This window comes from Haemophilus sp. CCUG 66565, from assembly GCF_001679495.1.
GTDB lineage: Bacteria > Pseudomonadota > Gammaproteobacteria > Enterobacterales > Pasteurellaceae > Haemophilus > Haemophilus haemolyticus_K.
On sequence record NZ_LZOX01000002.1, the window covers coordinates 88,230 to 109,240 of the forward strand.

The following is a 21,011-nucleotide window of genomic DNA, read 5'->3' on the forward strand; positions in this document are numbered from 1 at the left end:
CATGTTAGCTGTAAATAATCTTTATATAGAACGCAATGGTAGAGCGATTATTCAAGATTTGAGTTTTACCTTAGAAGGACAAAAACGTCTTTTCGTACAAGGGGAAATTGGCTCAGGAAAAACCACTTTACTGCTTGCTTTGTTGGGATTTGTTCCCGTAACCAAAGGTGAAATTCAATTATTTGGCCAAGTTTGTCGTGAAGAAAAAGATTTCGCACCGTTTCGAGGCACTATTGGTATTTGTTTTCAAAATGCCGATGATCAACTTTTTGGCCCAACAGTGTTGGATGATATTGCCTTTGGACCATTAAATCAAAATGTGCCCAGAGAGCAGGCGTATCATATCGCAGAGCAGCAATTAGAACGTCTTGGTATCACACGTTTAAAAGATCGTATGGTACATACCTTATCTGGCGGTGAGAAAAATTTCACCGCACTTGCAGGTGTTTTAGCGATGCAGCCAAAAATTTTATTATTAGATGAACCCACCAATGGATTAGATCGAAAAAATACTGAAAAATTGACCGCACTTTTGCGTGAACTTTCCTTACCCATTTTGATTTCATCCCATCATCATGGATTTATTAACGAATTAGCCACAGAAATTATCAGTTTATGATCTTCATCAAAAAGCCGAATTTTGATTGTGCTATGCTTGTTGCAAATTTGTTGACAACGCTAAGGGCTTTGAGTGTTTTAAACATTATTTCTGTTAAAAGTCAGTTTGAAACCTCAGCCCAAATAAGCACATTAAAACGGAGGATTTATGTGTACAACCTGTGGCTGCGGACATCCAGAGCAAGTCCGTATTGGTGAATTGCCTCATACTCATGATGATCAAGGAAGTCATCAATCAGGTACGCCAAACTTTTCACATTCAACATTTCATTTCAATAAACCAGTCGATGCAGACGACACACAAAAACGTTTGTTAAAAATCGAACAAGATGTTCTCGGAAAAAATAATCAACTAGCGGATCACAACCGAGCATTCTTTGCTAAACAACATATTTTAGCCTTGAATCTTGTATCGAGTCCGGGTTCAGGTAAAACCACCCTTTTAACGACGACGCTAAATGCCCTCAAAAAAGACCGCACTTGTTATGTAATCGAAGGCGATCAACAAACTGAAAATGATGCAGATCGTATTCGTGCTACTGGCGTGCCGGCTATTCAAGTAAATACAGGCAAAGGTTGTCATTTAGATGCGCAGATGATTAGCGAAGCAATGGTGAAATTAAGACCTCAAGCTGACAGCATTATGTTTATCGAAAATGTGGGAAATTTAGTTTGTCCATCTGAATTTGATCTTGGTGAAAAAGCGAAAGTGGTGATTTTATCAGTGACAGAAGGCGAAGATAAACCACTTAAATATCCTCACATGTTTGCCGCATCCAGTTTAATGATTTTAAATAAAGTGGATTTATTACCTCATTTGAAATTTGATGTAGAACAGTGCATTGCCAATGCGAAACGTGTGAATCCCAATATTGAAGTGATTCAACTTTCCGCTACCACTGAACAAGGTCTTAGCGAGTGGTTAAATTGGCTAGAACAACAACGTAAACAAGGATAATCAATGCGATTTGTTGATGAATTTCGCGATCCTGAACTTGCCCGTAGTTTAGTGGCGCAACTTGAAAAATTGATGGAAAAAATGCCGCACTTTACGGCGCAGAATCCATTGTATTTAATGGAAGTGTGTGGCGGGCATACTCATACGATTTTTAAATTTGGGTTGGATCGGCTATTGCCAAAAAGTATCGAATTTATTCATGGCCCGGGTTGCCCTGTCTGTGTGCTTCCGATGGGGCGTATTGATGTCTGTATTGAAATTGCGCTGAAACCTGATGTCATTTTCTGTACTTTTGGTGATGCAATGCGGGTGAAAGGCCGCAAAGGTTCGCTTTTAGAAGCAAAAGCGAAAGGCGCAGATGTTCGCATTGTGTATTCACCTTTGGATGCATTGAATATTGCACAAAATAATCCGAATAAAAAAGTCGTCTTTTTTTCCTTAGGATTTGAAACGACAATGCCGAGCACGGCAGTAACGCTTCAGCAAGCCAAAAAACTAGGAACAAAAAATTTCTGGATTGTTTGCCAAAACATCACGATTATTCCAACGTTACATAGCTTGCTAGCACAAGATCAAGTCAAAATTGATGGTTTTCTTGCGCCAGGGCATGTGAGTATGGTGATTGGTTCATCGCCTTATCAAGGGATTGTCGATAAATATCACAAACCTTTCGTGATTACCGGTTTTGAACCTTTGGATATTTTGCAGGCGATTGTGATGTTAGTGCAGCAATTTGTTGATGGTCGTTGTGAAATCGAAAATCAATATAAACGAATTGTTGATGATCACGGAAATGCTTTAGCCCAACGTTCAATGCAAGAAGTATTCCAGCTTAAAGCAAGCAGTGAATGGCGTGGCTTAGGGGAAATTGAACAATCCGGTGTGGAATTGACGGAAGCTTATCGTGAATTTGATGCCGAAATTTATTTCCAAAGCCAAGCACAGCAGGTGGCGGATGATCCTAATTCTCGTTGTGGCGATGTCTTGACTGGGCGTTGTAAACCATCTGATTGCCCATTATTTGGCACAGGTTGTAATCCTGATAATGCTTATGGCGCATTAATGGTTTCTTCCGAAGGCGCATGTGCAGCCTATTATCAATATCGGAGAGAATAAAATGAGCGAATTTATCACTATGGCGCACGGCAATGGTGGTGCTGCCATGCAAAAATTGATTCAAGATTATTTTGTTGAAGCCTTTGCTAATCCTATTTTGGCGCAAGGGGAAGATCAGGCAAGAATTCCATTAACCGAATTAGCAAAGCAAGGCGAAACACTGTCATTTAGTACAGATAGTTTTGTCATTGATCCCATTTTTTTCCCTGGTGGTAATATAGGAAAATTAGCAGTGTGCGGCACGGCAAATGATGTGGCTGTGTGCGGGGCGATACCAAAATATTTATCCTGTGGCTTTATTTTGGAAGAAGGATTGCCACTTGCGGATCTTAAAGCAATTATTCAATCAATGGCTGAAACCGCAAAAGCAGCAGGCATTCAGGTTGTTACTGGCGATACAAAAGTGGTACAGAAAGGGGCAGTGGATAAGATTTTTATCAATACCAGTGGAATTGGTGTTATTCCTCAAAATTTGGATTGGGGTGTTCATAAAATTCAAGCAGGCGATAAAATCATTGTTAGCGGCACCATTGGGGATCATGGCGCAACAATCTTAAATTTACGTGAAAAACTGGGTATCCAAACGGATCTTCACAGTGATTGCGCCGTGCTTTATCCATTGATTGAAAATTTACGTGAAGTATATGGCGTGAAAGCAGTTCGAGATGCGACCCGTGGGGGAGTCAATGCTGTTTTGCATGAATTTGCACAGGCGCAACAGCTAGGCATGAACATTGATGAACAAGCCTTACCAATTCGCCAAGAAGTGCGCGGAATTTGTGAATTACTTGGTCTTGAAGCATTAAACTTCGCTAATGAAGGAAAGCTTGTTATCGTTGCTTCAGCTGAAAAAACACCAGAAATTTTGACCGCACTTCGTCGTCATCCATTAGGTGAAAATGCGGCTGTAATTGGTGAAGTGACAACCGATAAAAAAGTGCGTTTAGTGGGCATTTTTGGACAAAGTCGATTGTTAGATTTACCAACAAATGAACCATTGCCACGAATTTGTTAATGATTAGATAAAATCAATACTTTAGAAAAATTAAATAGGTGAAGTGATTGCTCAACTTAGCAAAAATACCCTAGAACAGCTAGAGTAGTTTATCCATGACTGACGATTTTTCCCCAAATGGTACAGAAGGCTACCGCACTATAGAGACTACAATGGTTGGTGTAGGTGCTGATTATAATGGGGGATACAGCCCTTTCTGGGCTTTATTTTCTTGCGGTAAATCGTGCTTTTACTGGCATACGCAATGCAATTCGCTCACGGTTTAATGCTAAAGCATTTTCTGTGGGCGAATAATTTTGCCAAAGATTAGGATCATCTGGTAGCTCCTCTGCCCAAAAATATTGTACATTGAAACCACGAGCAAGACACTCTTCATGCAATAGGTTGTAACGTTGCTTTAAAAACGCAAGTTTATTAAAGAAAAATCGTACATGTCCTTCGCCTAATTTATAATCTTCAGGCTGCCCTTTTAAGCTAAATTTTCCTTTCGCAACAGCATTTGGAATCCGTGTTAGCTCTCTATGTTCCGCTAATAGATGCTGATCGCAAAGTTCAGCAGGAGGAACAAGGTTAATTCTGGTCATAAAATCTCTCTTTATTATTTCATATCCATATCCCATCGAGTAACGAATATGAGTGATTCCGCTAATAATGTACTAGGTAATAACAAGGTAGCAGTTACTAAAACTAAGGTGAGTAGAAAAACTAAATTATTGCTTTTATTGAAAACTTAGAAGAGGAAAAACAAAGGGGTGGTGGAGCTGGGGGGAGTTGAACCCCCGTCCGAAATTACTCTACCTTCAGCACTACACGTTTAGTCTAGTCTTTAATTTCACTTAAGCATGCGGACAGACACGCTAAACTTAAGCTAGTTTGATTCAATTTAGTGTTTCGATCCTCAAACGGTGGCTTCCACACGATCTCGTTTTGGTTTGACTCCGCGTTATCCCCGTCTTACGAGCGGAAGCTGGGGCGCGAAGGCTAAATGCAGGTTATTAAGCTGCTAAAGCGTATTGTTCGTCGTTTGCGACTATTTTTTTGCGGTTTATTTACGAGGCCTACCGCACCTCGACGTGCACCTTGGGCTTCGCTAATCCCGTCGAATCCAGAATCAGCCCCAAAATTGTGGACTAGTCTAACAAAAAACAAGCAGAAGAAAAAGGGCGGTATTTATTAAATGCGTGTGTTAGGGTAAAATTTCGGCGTTTTTTATAGGAGAAAATAATGTCATTTTTTAAATATTTAGTGCTGGCTTTGTTTGTAGCTAGTTGTTCAATTTCTTCTGCAATTGCAAAAGAAAATGCTTCAAAGGAAAAACCTAAAAGTGTAGAAAAAACTGCAACTGCAGAAAAAAGCTACCCTAAGTATGTTAACTATACTATTTCTATTGATGTTGGCGATAGAGATATTGTTGTAGGTGAGGATGGTCAAGCGCTTTCTCGCTTTAAATATACCATTACGAATAAAAGTGAATTCCCGATTCAAAATATTCAATGGATGAGTGTGTATGTGCATAATCGTCAAGTTGTGCATAGCCAAGATATGCAAATAGAATTAGAAAATACCTTATTGCCAGGTAAGACACTAACAATCAATTTACAAATTCCATTTACTCAAATTGATGAAAAATACCGTTCAATTTTTATGAATACACAAGAACCTATTCATGTTTATAAAATTGAACGTTCAGTCATGTTTAAAGATAAGAAAGTCGTTTCTGATAATTAAATATGTATGCTTGAACAGTAATTAAAGTGTGGTTATACTAAATAAAATTTAACTGCACTTTTTTTTTATGTTACAAGATAAAAAAATTATTCACATTGATATGGATTGTTTTTACGCATCAATTGAGATTCGTGAAAATCCTAATTTGCAGGGAAGGCCTGTTGCTGTAGGTGGTTCTTCTCGTCAACGTGGCGTATTAACAACTTGTAATTATGAGGCGAGAAAATTTGGTTTGCATAGTGCAATGCCAACGGCTCAAGCCATAAAAAAGTGTCCTAATCTCATTCTCGTGCCCGTGAATATGGCGTTGTATAAACAAGTTTCGGCACAAATTCATCAAATCTTCCAGCGTTACACTGATATTATTGAACCACTTTCTTTAGATGAAGCTTATTTAGATGTCACGCACTGTCAAAAATGTTCTGGCTCAGCTACTTGGATCGCACAAGAAATCCGCCAAGCAATTTTTGATGAGTTGAATTTAACTGCCTCCGCAGGTGTGGCGCCTTTAAAATTTCTTGCTAAAATCGCTTCGGATATGAATAAACCTAATGGGCAATTTGTGATTAAGCCTAATGAAGTCGAGGAATTTATTAAAACCTTATCTTTAAATAAAATCCCTGGTGTGGGTAAAGTGACATCACAACGATTACTCGATATGGGATTAGAAACTTGTGCTGACATTCAAACCTTTGATCAAATCGTCTTATTAAATCAATTTGGTAAAGCGGGTAAACGTATTTGGGATTTTAGCCACGGCATTGATGATCGTGAAGTACAAGCTCATCGTGAACGTAAATCAGTTGGCGTAGAACAAACTTTGCTTGAAAACATTCACACAATTGAGCAAGCTTCAGCCTTATTGAATAATCTTTATCAAGAGCTAATTCATCGTCTTGAGCGTGTTAGCCGTAATATACCGTTATCTGCATTTCGTAAAATCGGCATAAAGCTTAAATTTGAAGATTTTCAAGTAACTACTTTAGAGAAAACGGGGTTGTCACTTTCTTTGAAAAGTTTTCAACAATTACTTCCTCAAATTTTTATGCGAGCAAAAGGGCGATCGATTCGTTTAATTGGGCTACATGTCAATTTACCTGAAGAAAATAAACAAGAACAAATGAGCCTCTGGTGATATAATCTCGCGGTTTTTTAGGAGTCGATACCATGGAACATAAATTAGAAGATATTATTGCAATTTTTAATCAATGTTTTGAAGAGGAATACAACACTCGCTTAGTCAAAGGCGGTGAAGAACCCATTTATTTACCCGCAAATGATGACGTGCCTTATAACGCGATTTATTTTGCGCGAGGATTTTACAGCAGTGCCTTGCACGAAATCGCCCATTGGTTAGTGGCAGGCAAAGAACGTCGTAAACTAGAAGATTTTGGTTATTGGTATGAGCCAGATGGACGTTCTGAAGAACGCCAGCGTGATTTTGAAAAAGTGGAAGTTAAACCGCAAGCATTAGAATGGATTTTGGCAACGGCGGCAGGTTTTCGTTATTTTGCCAGTGCGGATAATTTGAATGGCAATCCAGGCGATACACAGCCTTTTAAACAAGCCGTGTATGAACAAGTGAAAATCTATGCGGAAAAAGGTTTACCAAAACGAGCTGAAACGTTACGCCATGCCCTTGCTATTTTTTATGGCACAGAAGATTGTATTGATTTAAGTAAATTTGATGTAACACGTATTTAAAAAGCGGCGATTTTTAACCGCACTTTTGACACTGTCAATTTTCCCTAAAATCGGCTAGAATACGCCGATTTTATTTTCGGTGACTTACAAATGATGAAAGATTCCATTATTGCAAAATTAGAAAGTTTAAAAGAACGTTATGAAGAGCTAGAAGCCTTATTGGGCGATGTTTCTGTAATTAGTGATCAGGATAAATTCCGTGCATATTCTAAAGAATATTCTCAACTTGAAGAAGTGGTGAAATGTTTTAATCGCTGGACGCAATTAAATCAAAATATTGAAGAAGCTGAAATATTGCTCGACGATCCTGAAATGAAAGAAATGGCGCAAATGGAAATCGAAGAATCCAAAGCGGAAATTGAAGAAGTGGAACAACAACTTCAAATTCTTTTACTGCCGAAAGATCCTAATGATGAATATAACTGCTATTTAGAAATCCGTGCGGGAACAGGCGGTGATGAAGCGGGTATTTTTGCCGGTGATTTATTCCGCATGTATAGCCGTTATGCTGAAAGTAAACGCTGGCGTGTAGAAATGCTAAGTGCTAACGAAAGTGAGCAAGGCGGTTATAAAGAGGTGATTGTTAAAGTCACTGGCGAAGGTGTGTATGGTCAGTTGAAGTTTGAGTCTGGCGGTCATCGTGTGCAACGTGTACCAAAAACTGAATCACAAGGGCGTATTCATACCTCTGCTTGTACAGTTGCCGTGATGCCGGAATTACCGGAATCGGAAATGCCAGAAATTAATCCTGCAGATTTACGTATTGATACTTATCGCTCATCAGGCGCTGGTGGTCAGCACGTAAATACAACAGATTCTGCGGTGCGTATTACACATATTCCAACAGGTATTGTTGTGGAATGTCAGGATGAGCGTTCACAGCACAAAAATAAAGCGAAAGCAATGTCAGTATTAGCGTCACGTATTGTTCAAGCAGAGCAAGAACGCCAAGCTGCAGAACAAACAGATATGCGCCGTAACTTATTAGGCTCGGGCGATCGTTCTGATAAAATTCGTACATATAATTATCCGCAAGGTCGAGTCACAGATCACCGTATCAATCTCACTATTTACCGTTTGGATGAAGTGATGAATGGTAAAATTGATGAACTGATTCAGCCGATTATTACCGAATATCAAGCGGATCAGTTGGCGGCATTGTCTGAACAGAATTAATGATAGGGGCATCTGATTTCAGATGTCCTTTTTAACTTTACAGGGAAATAAAATGATCATTGAAAATCAAAAAGATGCTGAATTTTCTTCTGCTTTCAAGCCTTCTCAACCTGCTCAAGCGAGCCGTTTTAAACGTTGGCTTGCAAGTATGATTAATGGGCTTGTGCTTTGGGTGATGGTTGGTCTCGGTTTTGCATTGGGTGATTTTGCCGGTGTAGTGGGGACGATTGTATATGCTGGTTTTCAGTTATATTTCATGAAAACTTATGGTCAAACAATGGCAAAACGCTGGTTAGGTTTGCGTGTATTTAATTATCATACTAATCAACCTGTTGAATTTGGTAAATACATAGGTCGTGAGATTATTGATATTTTATTGGCGTGGACGAGTTTCTTATTAATTATTAGCGGTATTGTTGCACTCGTGCGCGATGATCGTCGTTCTTTAACTGATTTATTGGCTGGCACAATTGTGTTAAAAGACGAAAAATAATGAATTATAAAGAATGGCTGGCACAAGCGATTGCGGATTTGGCACAAAAAAATCCCACTGAAAATAGTAAAATTGATGCGCTTGTGCTTCTTCAACATGCTACTGGCAAATCGCGTACGCAAATCCTTGCTTTTGATGATACCGAGATTGATGAAAAAGTGCGGTTAAAATTGACCGCACTTTTAGATCGTCGTCTAAAAGGCGAACCTATCGCTTATATTCTTGGTGAAAAAGAATTTTGGTCGTTGCCGTTAAATGTCTCAAAAGGCACCTTAATTCCAAGACCAGATACTGAAATTTTAGTGGAAAAGGCATTACAAATTGCTTTAGAAAAATTACAAGAAAATCCACCGCACTTTCGTATTCTTGATCTTGGCACCGGTACAGGCGCTATCGCGTTAGCATTAGCCTCGGAGCTTTCCTCTATTTGTCAAAAACAGCCGATTTCATTAGAAATCATTGGTGTTGATCTTATTCCTGATGTTGTGGCGTTAGCTCAATTTAATGCAGAAAGAAATAAGTTAAATGTGCAATTTTTGCAGAGTCGTTGGTTTGAAAATATAACAGGGCAGTTTGATCTTATTGTTAGTAATCCGCCTTATATTGATGCTCAAGATGAACATTTACGTCAAGGTGATGTGCGTTTTGAACCCCTTTCTGCATTAGTTGCCAATGATGCGGGGTATGCTGATTTACGTCATATTATTGAATTAGCACCGAGTTATTTGAATTCTAATGGCGTATTATTACTTGAGCATGGATGGCAACAAGGCGAAAAAGTGCGGTCAATTTTCCAAGAAAATCATTGGGAAATGGTTGAAACCGTGCGTGATTATGGCGACAATGAGCGCGTCACTTTAGGTTTTTGGAAGAAGTAATGAAATATTATCGACGTGCGTTATACGATCAATTTGTGCATTTTTATAATACCATCTCAGATGATGGCACATCAGAAGCGCAACTTCGGGGAAAAATCGGTGGGTTTGTGCGTCGAGCGCGTAAAGAAATTTCGCCAGATTGGCCGAAAGAAGAGCAGATTCATCAGTTACTACAGCTATTTTATGGTGATTGGGGCTTTCATTGTGATTCAGAAGAGTATTTCTACGCGCGTAATTTATATTTGCCTTATGTGTTGGAGCACCGCCAAGGAATGCCAGTGACGCTTGGGGCAATTGTGCTTTATTTAGCCGAGGTATTGGATTTGCCGATTTACCCGGTAAATTTCCCAACACAGCTCATTTTACGTGCCGAAGTAAGAGATGAAGTGGCTTTTATTGATCCTTGGGATGGCACTTATATATCGCAAGAAAAATTACAGCAACTTTATGAAGGGGCATTTGGTTTTGGTGTGCAAATTCAAGCTGAAGAACTTGATAGAGCCGATCTTTCTTTGCTTTATTCTCGTTTTGAGCAACTGGCGAAGAATTCGCTCATCCGCGAAGAGCATAACGACATGGCATACCGTTATATTGAGAATTTACTGATTGGCAATGATGAAGATCCTTATCATATCCGCGATCGCGGTTTAGTTTTAGCTCAGATGGGTGCCTATCCTTCAGCATTGAAAGATTTAGAATTTTTTGTGGAACGTTGTCCGGAAGACCCAACTGCGGCTTTAATCCGAACTCAACTTTTAGAACTTAAGGGCGAGATTGATAAAGATACTTTTCCCCTCCATTGATTTAAGGAAAATTTATGCAAAATAAAATTGTAAAAATTGGCAATATTGATGTTGCAAATGACAAACCTTTCGTGCTTTTTGGCGGAATGAACGTTCTTGAAAGCCGAGATATGGCAATGCAAGTGTGCGAAGCCTATGTGAAAGTGACGGAAAAATTGGGCGTGCCTTATGTGTTCAAGGCTTCTTTTGACAAAGCGAATCGATCATCTATTCATTCTTACCGTGGCCCAGGTATGGAAGAAGGATTAAAAATTTTCCAAGAATTAAAAGATACATTCGGTGTAAAAATTATTACCGATGTACACGAAATCTATCAATGTCAGCCTGTTGCAGATGTTGTCGATATTATTCAACTTCCCGCCTTTTTGGCGCGTCAAACAGATCTCGTTGAAGCGATGGCAAAAACAGGCGCAGTGATTAATGTGAAAAAACCACAATTTTTAAGCCCTGGTCAAATGGGTAATATTGTGGAAAAAATCGAAGAATGTGGTAACGATAAAATCATTCTTTGTGATCGTGGTACAAACTTTGGATACGATAATTTAATTGTGGATATGCTTGGCTTCAGCGTCATGAAAAAAGCATCTAAGGGTAGCCCAGTTATTTTTGATGTAACCCATTCACTTCAATGCCGTGATCCATTTGGGGCTGCATCAGGTGGCCGTCGCGCACAAGTGACCGAACTCGCGCGTTCTGGTTTAGCGGTAGGAATTGCAGGTTTATTCTTAGAAGCGCATCCAAATCCAAATCAAGCGAAATGTGATGGACCTTCTGCATTGCCTCTTTCTGCTCTTGAAGGTTTTGTATCTCAAATGAAAGCGATTGATGATTTAGTAAAATCTTTCCCAGAATTGGATACTTCAATCTAAGAAAATATTTAAGCAAAAGTGCGGTTAATTTTGACCGCACTTTGATTTGCACCCCAAAACCTGGACACCTATTTTGAGGTGCAGATTATGTCCTACTCTTATTAATTTCGTTTGAAAATTATCAAATTGGTCACCGAACAGGATTATGGTATCCGTGAGGTGGCTAAACTTCATAAAATTTCCCACGTTCTCGTCATTTATTGGCTAAAAGCATTTCGGGAAAGAGGGCTTGATGGCGTAAAATCGCCTCATACAACCCTTCAACCACCGAAAATAGTGAAGTCAAAGATGAAAAAGAAAGACATTGAAATTCCAGAAACTACAGACTTTTCACCTAAAGCGTTTAAAAAGTTACAACGAGAGCTCGTCTTGGCTCGTGCGGAGATTGCTTATCTAAAGGAGTTGGAGGCGCTCGACCGTCAAAAACAACGACAGAAAAAAGAAAAATCATTAAAAGATTAAAGCCAAACCACGCGTTAAATGATTGACTTCATGTGGCTAAAATGCCTCGCTCAAGCTTTTTTGAAAGTTTTTTTGCAATATTAAAATCAGAGTGCTTTTATTCTCGTACTTATCATTCAATTGCTGAATTACAGACTGAAATTGAAGAATATTTAAGTTAACTAACCTGTCCAACTTTTTTTGGGGGGCAGATCGCTTTTTCCGCTAATTTTTACTTTATCCAACAGCGCTGTATAATGTCACGCATTTGAATATAAACGATATGAGGCGGAAGCTCATGATTAAAATCGATACCTTACCGCAATTTTTGCGTAACAAAGTGGCGGAAAACGATGCCTTTGGTCTTGTGGAAGGGCTGTGCCAATTATTACGTAATAGCCCTACAGAAAAAATTTCTCCAACCTTGCATTTGTTTAAGTTTATCTTAAAGAACGATAAAGAATTAGGCTGTTCTGTTTCGAAATTATTATGTGGTTGGTTATGTGGTTTACGTCTTTACCCGTTGTTTATTAGTAGCGGTATTCTTACACGTGGCGGTTTTGGACAGGAAATGAAAACGCGTATTTATGAGCGTTTTAACCCCTCTTTTAAAGATATTAATGATTTACGTGATATTTTTTATTTATTGTTTAGCGATAAAAATGATGCACGCTGGATTGATGCCGTCCCATTAAAAACGTGGCGAGGCGTATTTGGCGTTTTAACCCGTTATACAGAACAAAAAGATCGGGAACGTTTAAAAAATCATATTGAAAGTGAAGGATTATTTGCCATTGAGATGCTTTCAATTTGGATTGCGGCTGAAGATATGGATCCTGAGCTGATGCGAATGGAGCCCTCTCTGTTGAATGCTGATTCCCCTTTTGTGGCATTGCACCATGAAGTGGTGAATTGGTTACAGGCTCGCCGCCAATCAACCGTTTTTGATGATAGCCATTTACAGGTAATGTTTAGCCAATGTAAAAAATTGGTTGAGCGTTTGCAAAAACGTGGAGCAGTGGTGGGTTCTTCTTTAAATACGGCTTATTTATTGGAGCGTCTTTCTCAGACCTTAGAACGATTAGAAACCTTGATGGCGATTTTTGTTTCAAATCGCTATTTACCACGCCGAATATTGTTATTAACCGGTTGTTTTGCCCGTGCAGCAGCAGAGCGACATAGTATTTCTCGACTATGGAAACAAAGCTCCGGATTAATGGCTCGTAGTGTTACACAGAATGCAGGTGATCATGGTGAGCATTATATTACTCGAGATAAAAAAGAGTATTGGGCAATGTTTTATTCTGCCGCAGGTGGTGGCGTATTAATTGCACTGATGGCGTTATTTAAAACCTATCTAGGCAGCATCATTGATGATAAAGTCTGGAAGGGCGTTGCAGAAGGCTTGAATTACGGCTTAGGTTTCATGGTGATCTTTATGTTGCATTTCACGGTGGCAACCAAACAGCCAGCCATGACAGCCGCTCGCTTTGCTGAAGCAGTTGAAAAAACGCCTCAAGGTAAAACCGTCAATATGAAATTAGCCCAATTATTAGTGGATGTATTTCGCTCTCAAAGTATTGCGGTGCTAGGTAATGTACTTATTGCGATGGGATTGGCTGCATTGATTGCGTTTGGTTACCAATATAAAACAGGTGAGCTGTTGATGAATGCTGATCAAATCGCTTATCAGTTGCATAGCATTGATCCTTTTGCGGGAACTTTATGGTTTGCAGCCATTGCGGGTGTATGGTTATTCTGTTCAGGGATTATTTCGGGTTATTTTGATAACCGCAGCAATTATTTGAATATGCGTATGCGTTTAACCCAACATCCGTTATTGAAAAAATTAATGTCTGAGAAATCTCGCGTTAAATTTGCTAATTATATGCATGAGAATTATGGCTCTCTTATCGGTAACCTTTGCTTTGGTATGTTGCTTGGGATTACAGGTGTGGTAGGTTACTTAATGCACCTTCCGTTAGATATTCGTCATGTGGCATTTTCATCTGCGAATGTAGGCTATATTGCAGTGAGCGGACAATTTACCTATTCATTGCTTTTACAATGCATTGGTTTTGTATTGTTGATTGGTTTAGTTAATTTAATTGTCAGTTTTTCATTAACGCTTTGGGTTGCATTGCGTTCTTTGAATGCAGAAATTGATAGCTGGTGGCCAATTTGGTATGAAGTTTGTCAAATTGTGAAAAAACGTCCATTAAGCTTATTTCTTCCTGTTCAATTAGATAAATAATCGGCTTAAGTGATCAGCACCCCACTCTCTGACTTATCACTCAATCGCTGAATTACAGGCTGAAATTGAAGAATATTTAGTGTATTACAACCAAAAACGAATTAAACTTGCTTTCAAAGGATTGAGCCCAGAGCAATACCGAGCTCAATATTTAAGTTAACTAATCTGTCCAACTTTTGGGGGGCAGATCACTTTGTATATAAAAGTAGAAATGATGAATATCGTCTTTTTAGATAGTACGGCTATCCCTAAACATATCCCTATTCCTCGTCCAAGTTTTGCGCATACTTGGACTGAATATGAGCATACTTCTTCTGCCGAAACGATTGAACGAGCGAAAGATGCTGATATTGTTATTACGAGCAAAGTCATTTTTGATCGAAAAACGTTAAAACAATTACCTAAGTTAAAGTTGATTGCGATTACTGCAACTGGTACAAATAATGTTGATCTTGTGGCTGCAGAAGAAATGGGCATCGCTGTGCGCAATGTGACAGGTTATTCCAGCACAACGGTGCCAGAACATGTCATGGGATTAATTTTCGCTTTAAAACATAGCTTGGCAGGTTGGTTACGCGATCAATCGGAAGCAAAATGGTCGGAAAGTAAACAATTTTGTTATTTTGATTACCCAATTACAGATGTGCGTGGTTCAACATTAGGCGTATTTGGTAAAGGTTGCTTAGGGTCAGAAGTGGGACGTTTGGCTAATGCCGTGGGAATGAAGGTGCTTTATGCAGAACACAAAGATGCCACTGTTTGCCGTGAAGGTTATACACCCTTTGATGAAGTATTAAAACAAGCGGATATTGTGACGTTGCATTGCCCATTAACTGAAACAACCAAGAATTTAATGAATGCAGAAGCCTTATCCAAAATGAAAAAAGGGGCATTTTTGATTAATACAGGGCGTGGGCCTTTGATTGATGAACTTGCCTTAGTTGATGCGTTAAAAACGGGGCATTTAGGCGGAGCAGCTTTGGATGTAATGGTAAAAGAGCCACCAGAAAAAGATAATCCGTTAATTTTAGCTGCAAAAACTATGCCTAATTTAATTATCACACCTCATATTGCTTGGGCGAGTGATAGTGCGGTAACCACGCTAACGAAAAAAGTGGCGCAAAATATTGAAGATTTTGTTCAACAATTAAATCAAAAATAATGAATTTACCTATTTCTTTATACGTCGCCTTGCGATATTGGCGTGCAAAAAGCGCTGATCGTTTTGGGCGATTAGTGACTAATCTTGCAAGCCTGGGGATTGTGCTAGGTGTGATGGCATTGATCATCGTGCTTTCTGTGATGAATGGATTAGAAGGTTACCAAAAACAACAGGTGTTATCTTCCATTCCTCATGCGATTGTGAGTGAAGAACAGCCTATTTCTACAGAAAAAACATTAGAAAATTTACCGCACTTTGTCCAAAAAGCGGTGCCGATCAATACAACAAATGTGATTTATCAAACGACAAAGGGCGTGAGTGCAGGACAAATCATTGGTATTCAATCATTTTCTGATGATCCTTTGGTTGAATCTTTTGATCAGACTAAATTTAATGAAATTTTACCTGCCGGTGAATTTAAATTGGTCATTGGTGATCAACTTGCGCAAAAACTGGGAGTGAATGTTGGGGATAAAATCCGTTTGATGATTACGGAAAATAGCCAATATACACCATTCGGTCGGGTGCCAATGCAGCGTTTATTTACTGTTAGCGATATTTATTATGATTATGGCGAAGCATCTAGTTATGAAGCCTTCGCTAATATTACAGATATTGGTCGCTTAATGCGTATTCAACCGCAGCAAGCGCAGGGCTATCGTTTATTTCTGAATGATCCGTTCCAAATTACAGAACTCCCACAACATTTCCCAACACAAAAAATCACGGATTGGCGTGTACAAAAAGGTGAGTTTTTCCAAGCGGTGAGAATGGAAAAAAATATGATGGGATTGCTGATTAGTTTGATTATTGTCGTGGCGATTTCCAATATCGTGACCTCATTAAGTTTAATGGTGGTGGATAAACAAGGGGAAATTGCGATCTTGCAAACTCAGGGCTTAACAAAATCCCAAGTTCGTTCAGTGTTTATTTATCAAGGATTACTGGTGGGATTTGTTGGCACATTGCTCGGTGCTATTTTGGGTGTTTTAGTCACGTTGAATTTAACAGACATTGTAAGTGCGGTAAATCCACAAGGTGTTTTTTTACCGACAGAATTATCCTTTGTTCAAATGATTTTTGTCATTGGATTTTCTTTGTTGCTTTCTTTACTTTCTACACTTTATCCCGCTTATCGAGCTGCGAAAGTAGAACCTGCCGCTGCCTTGCGATACGAATAAGTTTTTTAATGGTAAATGAATGATGGATGAACAATCACTTTTAGCTTTTGATACACAACATATTTGGCATCCTTATTCTTCAGTTTCTTCTGATATGCCGCTTTATGCGGTAGAACGTGCTGATGGCGTGATGATAACCTTAAAAGATGGCCGTCGTTTGATTGATGGCATGTCTTCTTGGTGGGCGGCGTTGCATGGTTATAATCATCCTCGTTTAAATGCGGCTGCACAGAATCAGTTGGCAAAAATGAGCCATATTATGTTTGGCGGTTTTACCCATGAACCCGCGGTGGAATTAGCCCAATTATTGGTACAAATTTTGCCAAATGGATTAGATAAGATCTTTTTTGCTGATAGTGGTTCTGTTGCTGTGGAAGTAGCGATGAAAATGGCTATTCAATATCAGCACGCTAAAGGGGAAGTACAAAGGCAAAAATTCGCCACTATTCGTTCTGGTTATCATGGTGATACTTGGAATGCGATGTCGGTGTGTGATCCAACCACAGGTATGCATCATTTATTTCATCATAGCCTGCCCGTACAATATTTTCTTCCTCAACCCAATATTCCATTTAATGAATCTTGGAATGATTGTGTGATTGAACCTTTAGCTGATTTACTTAAGAAAAAAGGTCGCGAAATCGCCGCACTTATTTTAGAGCCTATCGTGCAAGGTGCGGGCGGTATGTATTTTTATTCGCCAACTTATTTGGTGAAAGCGCAAGCGCTTTGTAAACAATATGGTGTATTGCTAATTTTTGATGAAATTGCTACAGGTTTTGGGCGCACAGGGAAATTATTTGCTGCCGAGCATGCTGGGATTTCGCCAGATATTATGTGTATCGGTAAAGCCTTAACCGGTGGTTATTTAACTTTATCGGCAACCATTACGACCACTGAAATTGCGCAAACTATTTGTCGCGGTGAGGCTAAATGCTTTATGCACGGGCCAACTTTTATGGCAAACCCGTTGGCTTGTGCAATTGCGACAGAATCTATCTGTTTATTGTTGGAAAGCCCTTGGCAGCAAAATATTCAGCGAATTGAATCTTCCTTAAAACAACAGCTTTCACCTTTAGCTGAAAAAGATTATGTAAAAGAAGTTCGCGTATTAGGGGCAATTGGGGTGGTTGAAATGAAAAGTGCGGTAAATATGAAAACTTTAGTTCCACGTTTTGTGGAACAAGGTGTTTGGATTCGACCTTTCGGTAAACTGGTTTATGTGATGCCACCATTTGTGATTAAAGATGATGAACTTCATAAATTAACGGAAGGCATGATTCTGGCTTTAACGCAGGAATATGAACATTAGGATAAAAAATGGATGCTTTTAAACAGCAACTGGAACAGCTTAGCGCGCAAAATCAATATCGTTCAATTCCAGACTTAGTTCATCAAGGACGATATATTACGCGAGAAAATCGCAAAATGCTGAATATGTCATCTAATGATTATTTAGGTTTGGCATCGAATGAAAACTTGCGCCAGTCTTTTTTACAGCAATATGGCGATAATTTCCCTTCTTTTACCAGTTCTTCGTCTCGTTTATTAACGGGAAATTTTCCTATTTATACCGATCTCGAGCAGCTAATTGCTCAACGTTTCCAACGAGAAAGCGCTTTATTATTTAACAGTGGCTATCACGCCAATCTTGGTATTTTACCGGCTTTGACCACAACAAAAAGTTTAATTTTGGCAGATAAATTAGTGCATGCGAGCATAATTGATGGCATTCGTTTAAGCCAATGTGAGTTCTTTCGTTATCGTCATAATGATTATGAACATCTAAAGAGTCTGCTCGAAAAAAATGCCGGAAAATTTGACCGCACTTTTATTGTGACAGAGTCCGTTTTTAGTATGGATGGCGATGTAGCTGATTTGAAGTATCTTGTTCAATTAAAAAAACAGTTTCCAGATACTTATCTTTATGTGGATGAAGCCCATGCAATAGGCGTTTACGGTAAAAACGGATTAGGTATTGCCGAACGAGCTAATGCGATAGCTGATATAGATTTGTTGGTTGGCACTTTTGGCAAGGCCTTAGCTTCAATGGGGGCTTATGTCGTCTGTGATAAAATATTAAAAGAGTGCTTGATTAATCAAATGCGTCCATTGATTTTTTCAACCGCGCTTCCGCCGTTTAATGTAGCTTGGACTCATTTTATTTTTGAACGATTACTACAATTTTCAAAAGAAAGAACGCATCTTGAGCAGTTAAGTGCATTTTTACGCCAAGAAGTGGAGCATAGAACGCAAATAATGCCAAGCCAAACTTGCATCGTTCCCTATATTTTAGGTGAGAACGAAGCAACCCTTGCCAAGGCGAAAGATCTGCAAGAGCAAGGTTATTATTGCTTGCCGATTAGACCACCGACAGTACCAAAAGGTACATCCAGAATACGATTGTCTTTGACGGCAGATATGACAATGGATGAAGTAAAACAGTTTGTGGCATGCTTATAAGGAAATAATGTGAAAACGAAATTTTATGATCATCAAGGTGAGCATTTAATAGTTTATTTTGCTGGCTGGGGAACACCTCTTGATGCTGTGGCTCATTTGATTTTGCCAACAGATCATGATTTATTAATTTGCTATGATTATCAAGATTTGAAGTTAGATTTTGATTTTTCTGCCTATCAGCAAATTCGTGTAGTGGCATGGTCAATGGGTGTTTGGGTGGCGGAGCGAGTATTACAAGGAATCACCTTACAATCTGCCACAGCAGTGAATGGCACAGGTTTACCTTGTGATGATAGCTTTGGTATTCCCTATGCTATTTTTAAAGGCACGTTAGATAATCTCACAGAAAATACTCGTTCAAAGTTTGAACGTAGAATTTGTGGTGACAAAATATCTTTTGAACGTTATCAACAATTTTTTGCACGACCATTTAACAAAATTCATCAAGAACTCACCGTACTTTTTGCGATGATTCAGCAGGATAAGCGCACAGATCTTATTCACTGGACAAATGCATGGGTTAGTTCTCGCGATAAAATTTTTACGCCAGCTAATCAGCACCAATATTGGGTATCGCGTTGTGCGGTTCAGGAAATAGAGGGTGAACATTATGTGTTTTCAAGATTTACCCACTGGTCGGCATTATGGAATCATTAACTTCCGTAAATAAATCGCGTATTCAACAAGCTTTCCAAAAAGCCTTAAATAGCTATGATGAACATGCGTTAATTCAACAAAAAATGAATAATAAGTTAATGATGCATTTGCAAGACTATTTACCGAATGGGTCATTAGATAGTGTATTGGAACTCGGTTGCGGGTCTGGTATGTTGAGTTCATTGTTGCAAAAACAGATTTCAGCCAATTATTGGTTATTTAATGATTTGTGCGATGTGCGCTCTCTACTCGCTGAAAAGCTGATTCAACCTTTTGATTTTTCTTGTGGCGATGCGGAAAACTTTCCTTTTAAACGACGATTTGACTTGATTGCAAGTGCATCAGCAGTGCAGTGGTTCCATCATCCTGAGAATTTTATTTCCCATTGTAAAACAGGATTGAAACCTAACGGTTTATTGGCGATGACGAGCTTTGGTGAAGATAATTTAAAAGAGATTCGCCAAATGACGAATGTGGGGTTAAGTTATCCGAATTTATCTCAATGGCAAAATTGGTTAGCCAATGATTTTGAGCTTTTATGGTGTGACGATTTTAATGTAATACTAGACTTTGATACACCATTAGATGTACTCAAACATCTGAAATATACCGGTGTAACAGCGACTAACCAGAAAAATTGGACGAGAAAAAATCTTAACAAATTTATTGATGATTACTTACAGGCTTTTAGGTTGCCATCGGGTAAAGTGCGGTTAACTTATCATCCATTGTTTTTTATCGCACGTTATTCTCATGCTGGAAATCAGTAAGGACTATTTATGGGTAAGGTTATTTTTGTATCGGGCATTGATACCGATGTAGGTAAAACAGTTGCAACAGGCATTTATGCTAAAAAGTTGATGGAACAAGGCTTTTCCGTTATTACACAAAAAATGATTCAAACAGGCTGTAAAAATATTGCTGATGATTTGCTTGTACATCGAAAGATTCAAGGGATTGATTTGACGGAAGAAGATTTACAAGGCGATACCTGCCCTTATCTTTTTGAATATCCTTGTTCTCCTCATTTAGCGGCAAAGCTCGAAGGGCGAGAAATTAATGAAAAAATTATTGAAAAATCCACCGCACTTTTGGCAGAAAAATATGATTATGTATTGTTGGAGGGAGCGGGAGGATTAATGGTGCCTTATTGTGACGATGCGACGACGTTAGATTATATCCAGTCAAACAATTACCCTTTGATTTTAGTGACATCGGGAAAATTAGGTAGTATTAACCACACATTATTAAGTTTAGAGGCCTGTCGTTCTCATGGGGTGTCAGTGTTAAGCGTAATGTATAACGGTTATCCAGAATATGATCCTATCATTAGTCAAGAGACACAGGGCTATCTAAAACGTTATCTTAAAAAATATTTTCCTGAAACGGGATTTGAATGCTTTGGGCGCATTGAAATTTAAGCTCAGAGAAAAGTGTGATAGACTCGCGCCAGTTTTTAATGAGATGATCTGCCGCTAAAGTGCGGTTAAAACGA

The 21,011-nt window shown here is 38.9% G+C and carries 24 protein-coding genes and 1 other RNA gene; 23 read left to right on the plus strand and 2 right to left on the minus strand.

The genetic code is table 11. The annotated features are described in order from the left end of the window. Position 1: 1 nt before the first annotated feature. The 4 genes from A9501_RS01780 to hypE all read left to right on the plus strand — a co-directional run bounded on the left by A9501_RS01780 (position 2) and on the right by hypE (position 3,707). Positions 2–619, plus strand: a complete 618-nt coding sequence (locus A9501_RS01780; protein WP_065264697.1) for an energy-coupling factor ABC transporter ATP-binding protein — start codon at positions 2–4, stop codon at positions 617–619. Positions 620–766: 147 nt separating this feature from the next. Continuing rightward, positions 767–1,576 (plus strand): hydrogenase nickel incorporation protein HypB, encoded by an 810-nt coding sequence (gene hypB / locus A9501_RS01785; protein WP_083071874.1) that lies wholly within the window; start codon positions 767–769, stop codon positions 1,574–1,576. Positions 1,577–1,579: 3 nt separating this feature from the next. Further along, positions 1,580–2,692 carry a hydrogenase formation protein HypD gene (gene hypD / locus A9501_RS01790; RefSeq protein ID WP_005644830.1) on the plus strand — a complete coding sequence of 371 codons (1,113 nt, stop codon included), beginning with the start codon at positions 1,580–1,582 and terminating at the stop codon, positions 2,690–2,692. Position 2,693: 1 nt separating this feature from the next. Beyond that, a complete protein-coding gene (gene hypE, locus A9501_RS01795; protein WP_065264698.1) occupies positions 2,694–3,707 on the plus strand; it encodes a hydrogenase expression/formation protein HypE in 1,014 nt (337 codons plus the stop codon). Between the two features lie 203 nt (positions 3,708–3,910). On the opposite strand, the gene A9501_RS01800 is transcribed toward hypE, so the two are convergent. Together A9501_RS01800 and ssrA are read right to left on the minus strand one after the other, a co-directional pair. Next, the gene (locus A9501_RS01800) at positions 3,911–4,291 is read right to left on the minus strand and encodes a pyrimidine dimer DNA glycosylase/endonuclease V (RefSeq protein WP_065264699.1); all 381 of its coding nucleotides are present in this window, start codon (positions 4,289–4,291) and stop codon (positions 3,911–3,913) included. 169 nt (positions 4,292–4,460) lie between these two features. After that, positions 4,461–4,826, minus strand: a transfer-messenger RNA (tmRNA) gene (gene ssrA, locus A9501_RS01805). A 105-nt stretch (positions 4,827–4,931) separates the two neighbouring features. On the opposite strand from ssrA, the gene A9501_RS01810 reads away from it, so the two are divergent. The 19 genes from A9501_RS01810 to bioD all read left to right on the plus strand — a co-directional run bounded on the left by A9501_RS01810 (position 4,932) and on the right by bioD (position 20,937). Then, positions 4,932–5,435 carry a hypothetical protein gene (locus tag A9501_RS01810; protein WP_065264700.1) on the plus strand — a complete coding sequence of 168 codons (504 nt, stop codon included), beginning with the start codon at positions 4,932–4,934 and terminating at the stop codon, positions 5,433–5,435. 67 nt (positions 5,436–5,502) lie between these two features. After that, the gene (dinB, locus tag A9501_RS01815; protein WP_065264701.1) at positions 5,503–6,570 is read left to right on the plus strand and encodes a DNA polymerase IV; all 1,068 of its coding nucleotides are present in this window, start codon (positions 5,503–5,505) and stop codon (positions 6,568–6,570) included. A 32-nt stretch (positions 6,571–6,602) separates the two neighbouring features. After that, entirely contained in the window at positions 6,603–7,139 is a 537-nt protein-coding gene (locus A9501_RS01820; protein ID WP_065264702.1) for an elongation factor P hydroxylase, read from the plus strand. Between the two features lie 93 nt (positions 7,140–7,232). Further along, a complete protein-coding gene (gene prfA, locus A9501_RS01825; protein ID WP_032803489.1) occupies positions 7,233–8,315 on the plus strand; it encodes a peptide chain release factor 1 in 1,083 nt (360 codons plus the stop codon). A 52-nt stretch (positions 8,316–8,367) separates the two neighbouring features. Continuing rightward, positions 8,368–8,808: an RDD family protein gene (locus A9501_RS01830; protein WP_065264703.1), complete on the plus strand. Its 441-nt coding sequence runs from the start codon at positions 8,368–8,370 to the stop codon at positions 8,806–8,808. Continuing rightward, the gene (gene prmC / locus A9501_RS01835; RefSeq protein WP_065264704.1) at positions 8,808–9,686 is read left to right on the plus strand and encodes a peptide chain release factor N(5)-glutamine methyltransferase; all 879 of its coding nucleotides are present in this window, start codon (positions 8,808–8,810) and stop codon (positions 9,684–9,686) included. The genes A9501_RS01830 and prmC overlap by 1 nt, the downstream gene beginning before the upstream one ends. Next, complete coding sequence (locus A9501_RS01840; protein ID WP_065264705.1) at positions 9,686–10,489, plus strand: SirB1 family protein; 804 nt, start codon at positions 9,686–9,688, stop codon at positions 10,487–10,489. The genes prmC and A9501_RS01840 overlap by 1 nt, the downstream gene beginning before the upstream one ends. 14 nt (positions 10,490–10,503) lie before the next feature. Continuing rightward, on the plus strand, positions 10,504–11,358 hold the full coding sequence (gene kdsA / locus A9501_RS01845) for a 3-deoxy-8-phosphooctulonate synthase (protein WP_005629022.1): 855 nt from the start codon (positions 10,504–10,506) through the stop codon (positions 11,356–11,358). Between the two features lie 111 nt (positions 11,359–11,469). Next, entirely contained in the window at positions 11,470–11,820 is a 351-nt protein-coding gene (locus A9501_RS01850) for a transposase (protein ID WP_257006472.1), read from the plus strand. A 41-nt stretch (positions 11,821–11,861) separates the two neighbouring features. Continuing rightward, the gene (locus tag A9501_RS09875; RefSeq protein ID WP_083071876.1) at positions 11,862–11,981 is read left to right on the plus strand and encodes an IS3 family transposase; all 120 of its coding nucleotides are present in this window, start codon (positions 11,862–11,864) and stop codon (positions 11,979–11,981) included. Positions 11,982–12,097: 116 nt separating this feature from the next. After that, entirely contained in the window at positions 12,098–14,053 is a 1,956-nt protein-coding gene (locus A9501_RS01855) for a site-specific recombinase (RefSeq protein WP_065264706.1), read from the plus strand. A 28-nt stretch (positions 14,054–14,081) separates the two neighbouring features. Further along, entirely contained in the window at positions 14,082–14,213 is a 132-nt protein-coding gene (locus A9501_RS09880) for an IS3 family transposase (protein WP_083071877.1), read from the plus strand. Between the two features lie 54 nt (positions 14,214–14,267). Further along, the gene (locus A9501_RS01860) at positions 14,268–15,215 is read left to right on the plus strand and encodes a 2-hydroxyacid dehydrogenase (protein WP_065264707.1); all 948 of its coding nucleotides are present in this window, start codon (positions 14,268–14,270) and stop codon (positions 15,213–15,215) included. Continuing rightward, positions 15,215–16,396: a lipoprotein-releasing ABC transporter permease subunit gene (locus tag A9501_RS01865; RefSeq protein WP_065264708.1), complete on the plus strand. Its 1,182-nt coding sequence runs from the start codon at positions 15,215–15,217 to the stop codon at positions 16,394–16,396. Before A9501_RS01860 ends, A9501_RS01865 begins: the two co-directional genes overlap by 1 nt. 22 nt (positions 16,397–16,418) lie before the next feature. Further along, positions 16,419–17,708, plus strand: coding sequence for an adenosylmethionine--8-amino-7-oxononanoate transaminase (gene bioA, locus A9501_RS01870; protein ID WP_065264862.1), 1,290 nt, complete (start codon positions 16,419–16,421; stop codon positions 17,706–17,708). A gap of 8 nt (positions 17,709–17,716) precedes the next feature. Further along, on the plus strand, positions 17,717–18,859 hold the full coding sequence (bioF, locus tag A9501_RS01875; protein ID WP_065264709.1) for an 8-amino-7-oxononanoate synthase: 1,143 nt from the start codon (positions 17,717–17,719) through the stop codon (positions 18,857–18,859). Between the two features lie 9 nt (positions 18,860–18,868). Then, positions 18,869–19,516 (plus strand): DUF452 family protein, encoded by a 648-nt coding sequence (locus A9501_RS01880; RefSeq protein WP_065264710.1) that lies wholly within the window; start codon positions 18,869–18,871, stop codon positions 19,514–19,516. Continuing rightward, on the plus strand, positions 19,504–20,286 hold the full coding sequence (bioC, locus tag A9501_RS01885; RefSeq protein ID WP_065264711.1) for a malonyl-ACP O-methyltransferase BioC: 783 nt from the start codon (positions 19,504–19,506) through the stop codon (positions 20,284–20,286). The genes A9501_RS01880 and bioC overlap by 13 nt, the downstream gene beginning before the upstream one ends. Before the next feature lie 9 nt (positions 20,287–20,295). Beyond that, positions 20,296–20,937 carry a dethiobiotin synthase gene (bioD, locus tag A9501_RS01890; protein ID WP_065264712.1) on the plus strand — a complete coding sequence of 214 codons (642 nt, stop codon included), beginning with the start codon at positions 20,296–20,298 and terminating at the stop codon, positions 20,935–20,937. The last annotated feature ends 74 nt before the right edge of the window (positions 20,938–21,011 follow it).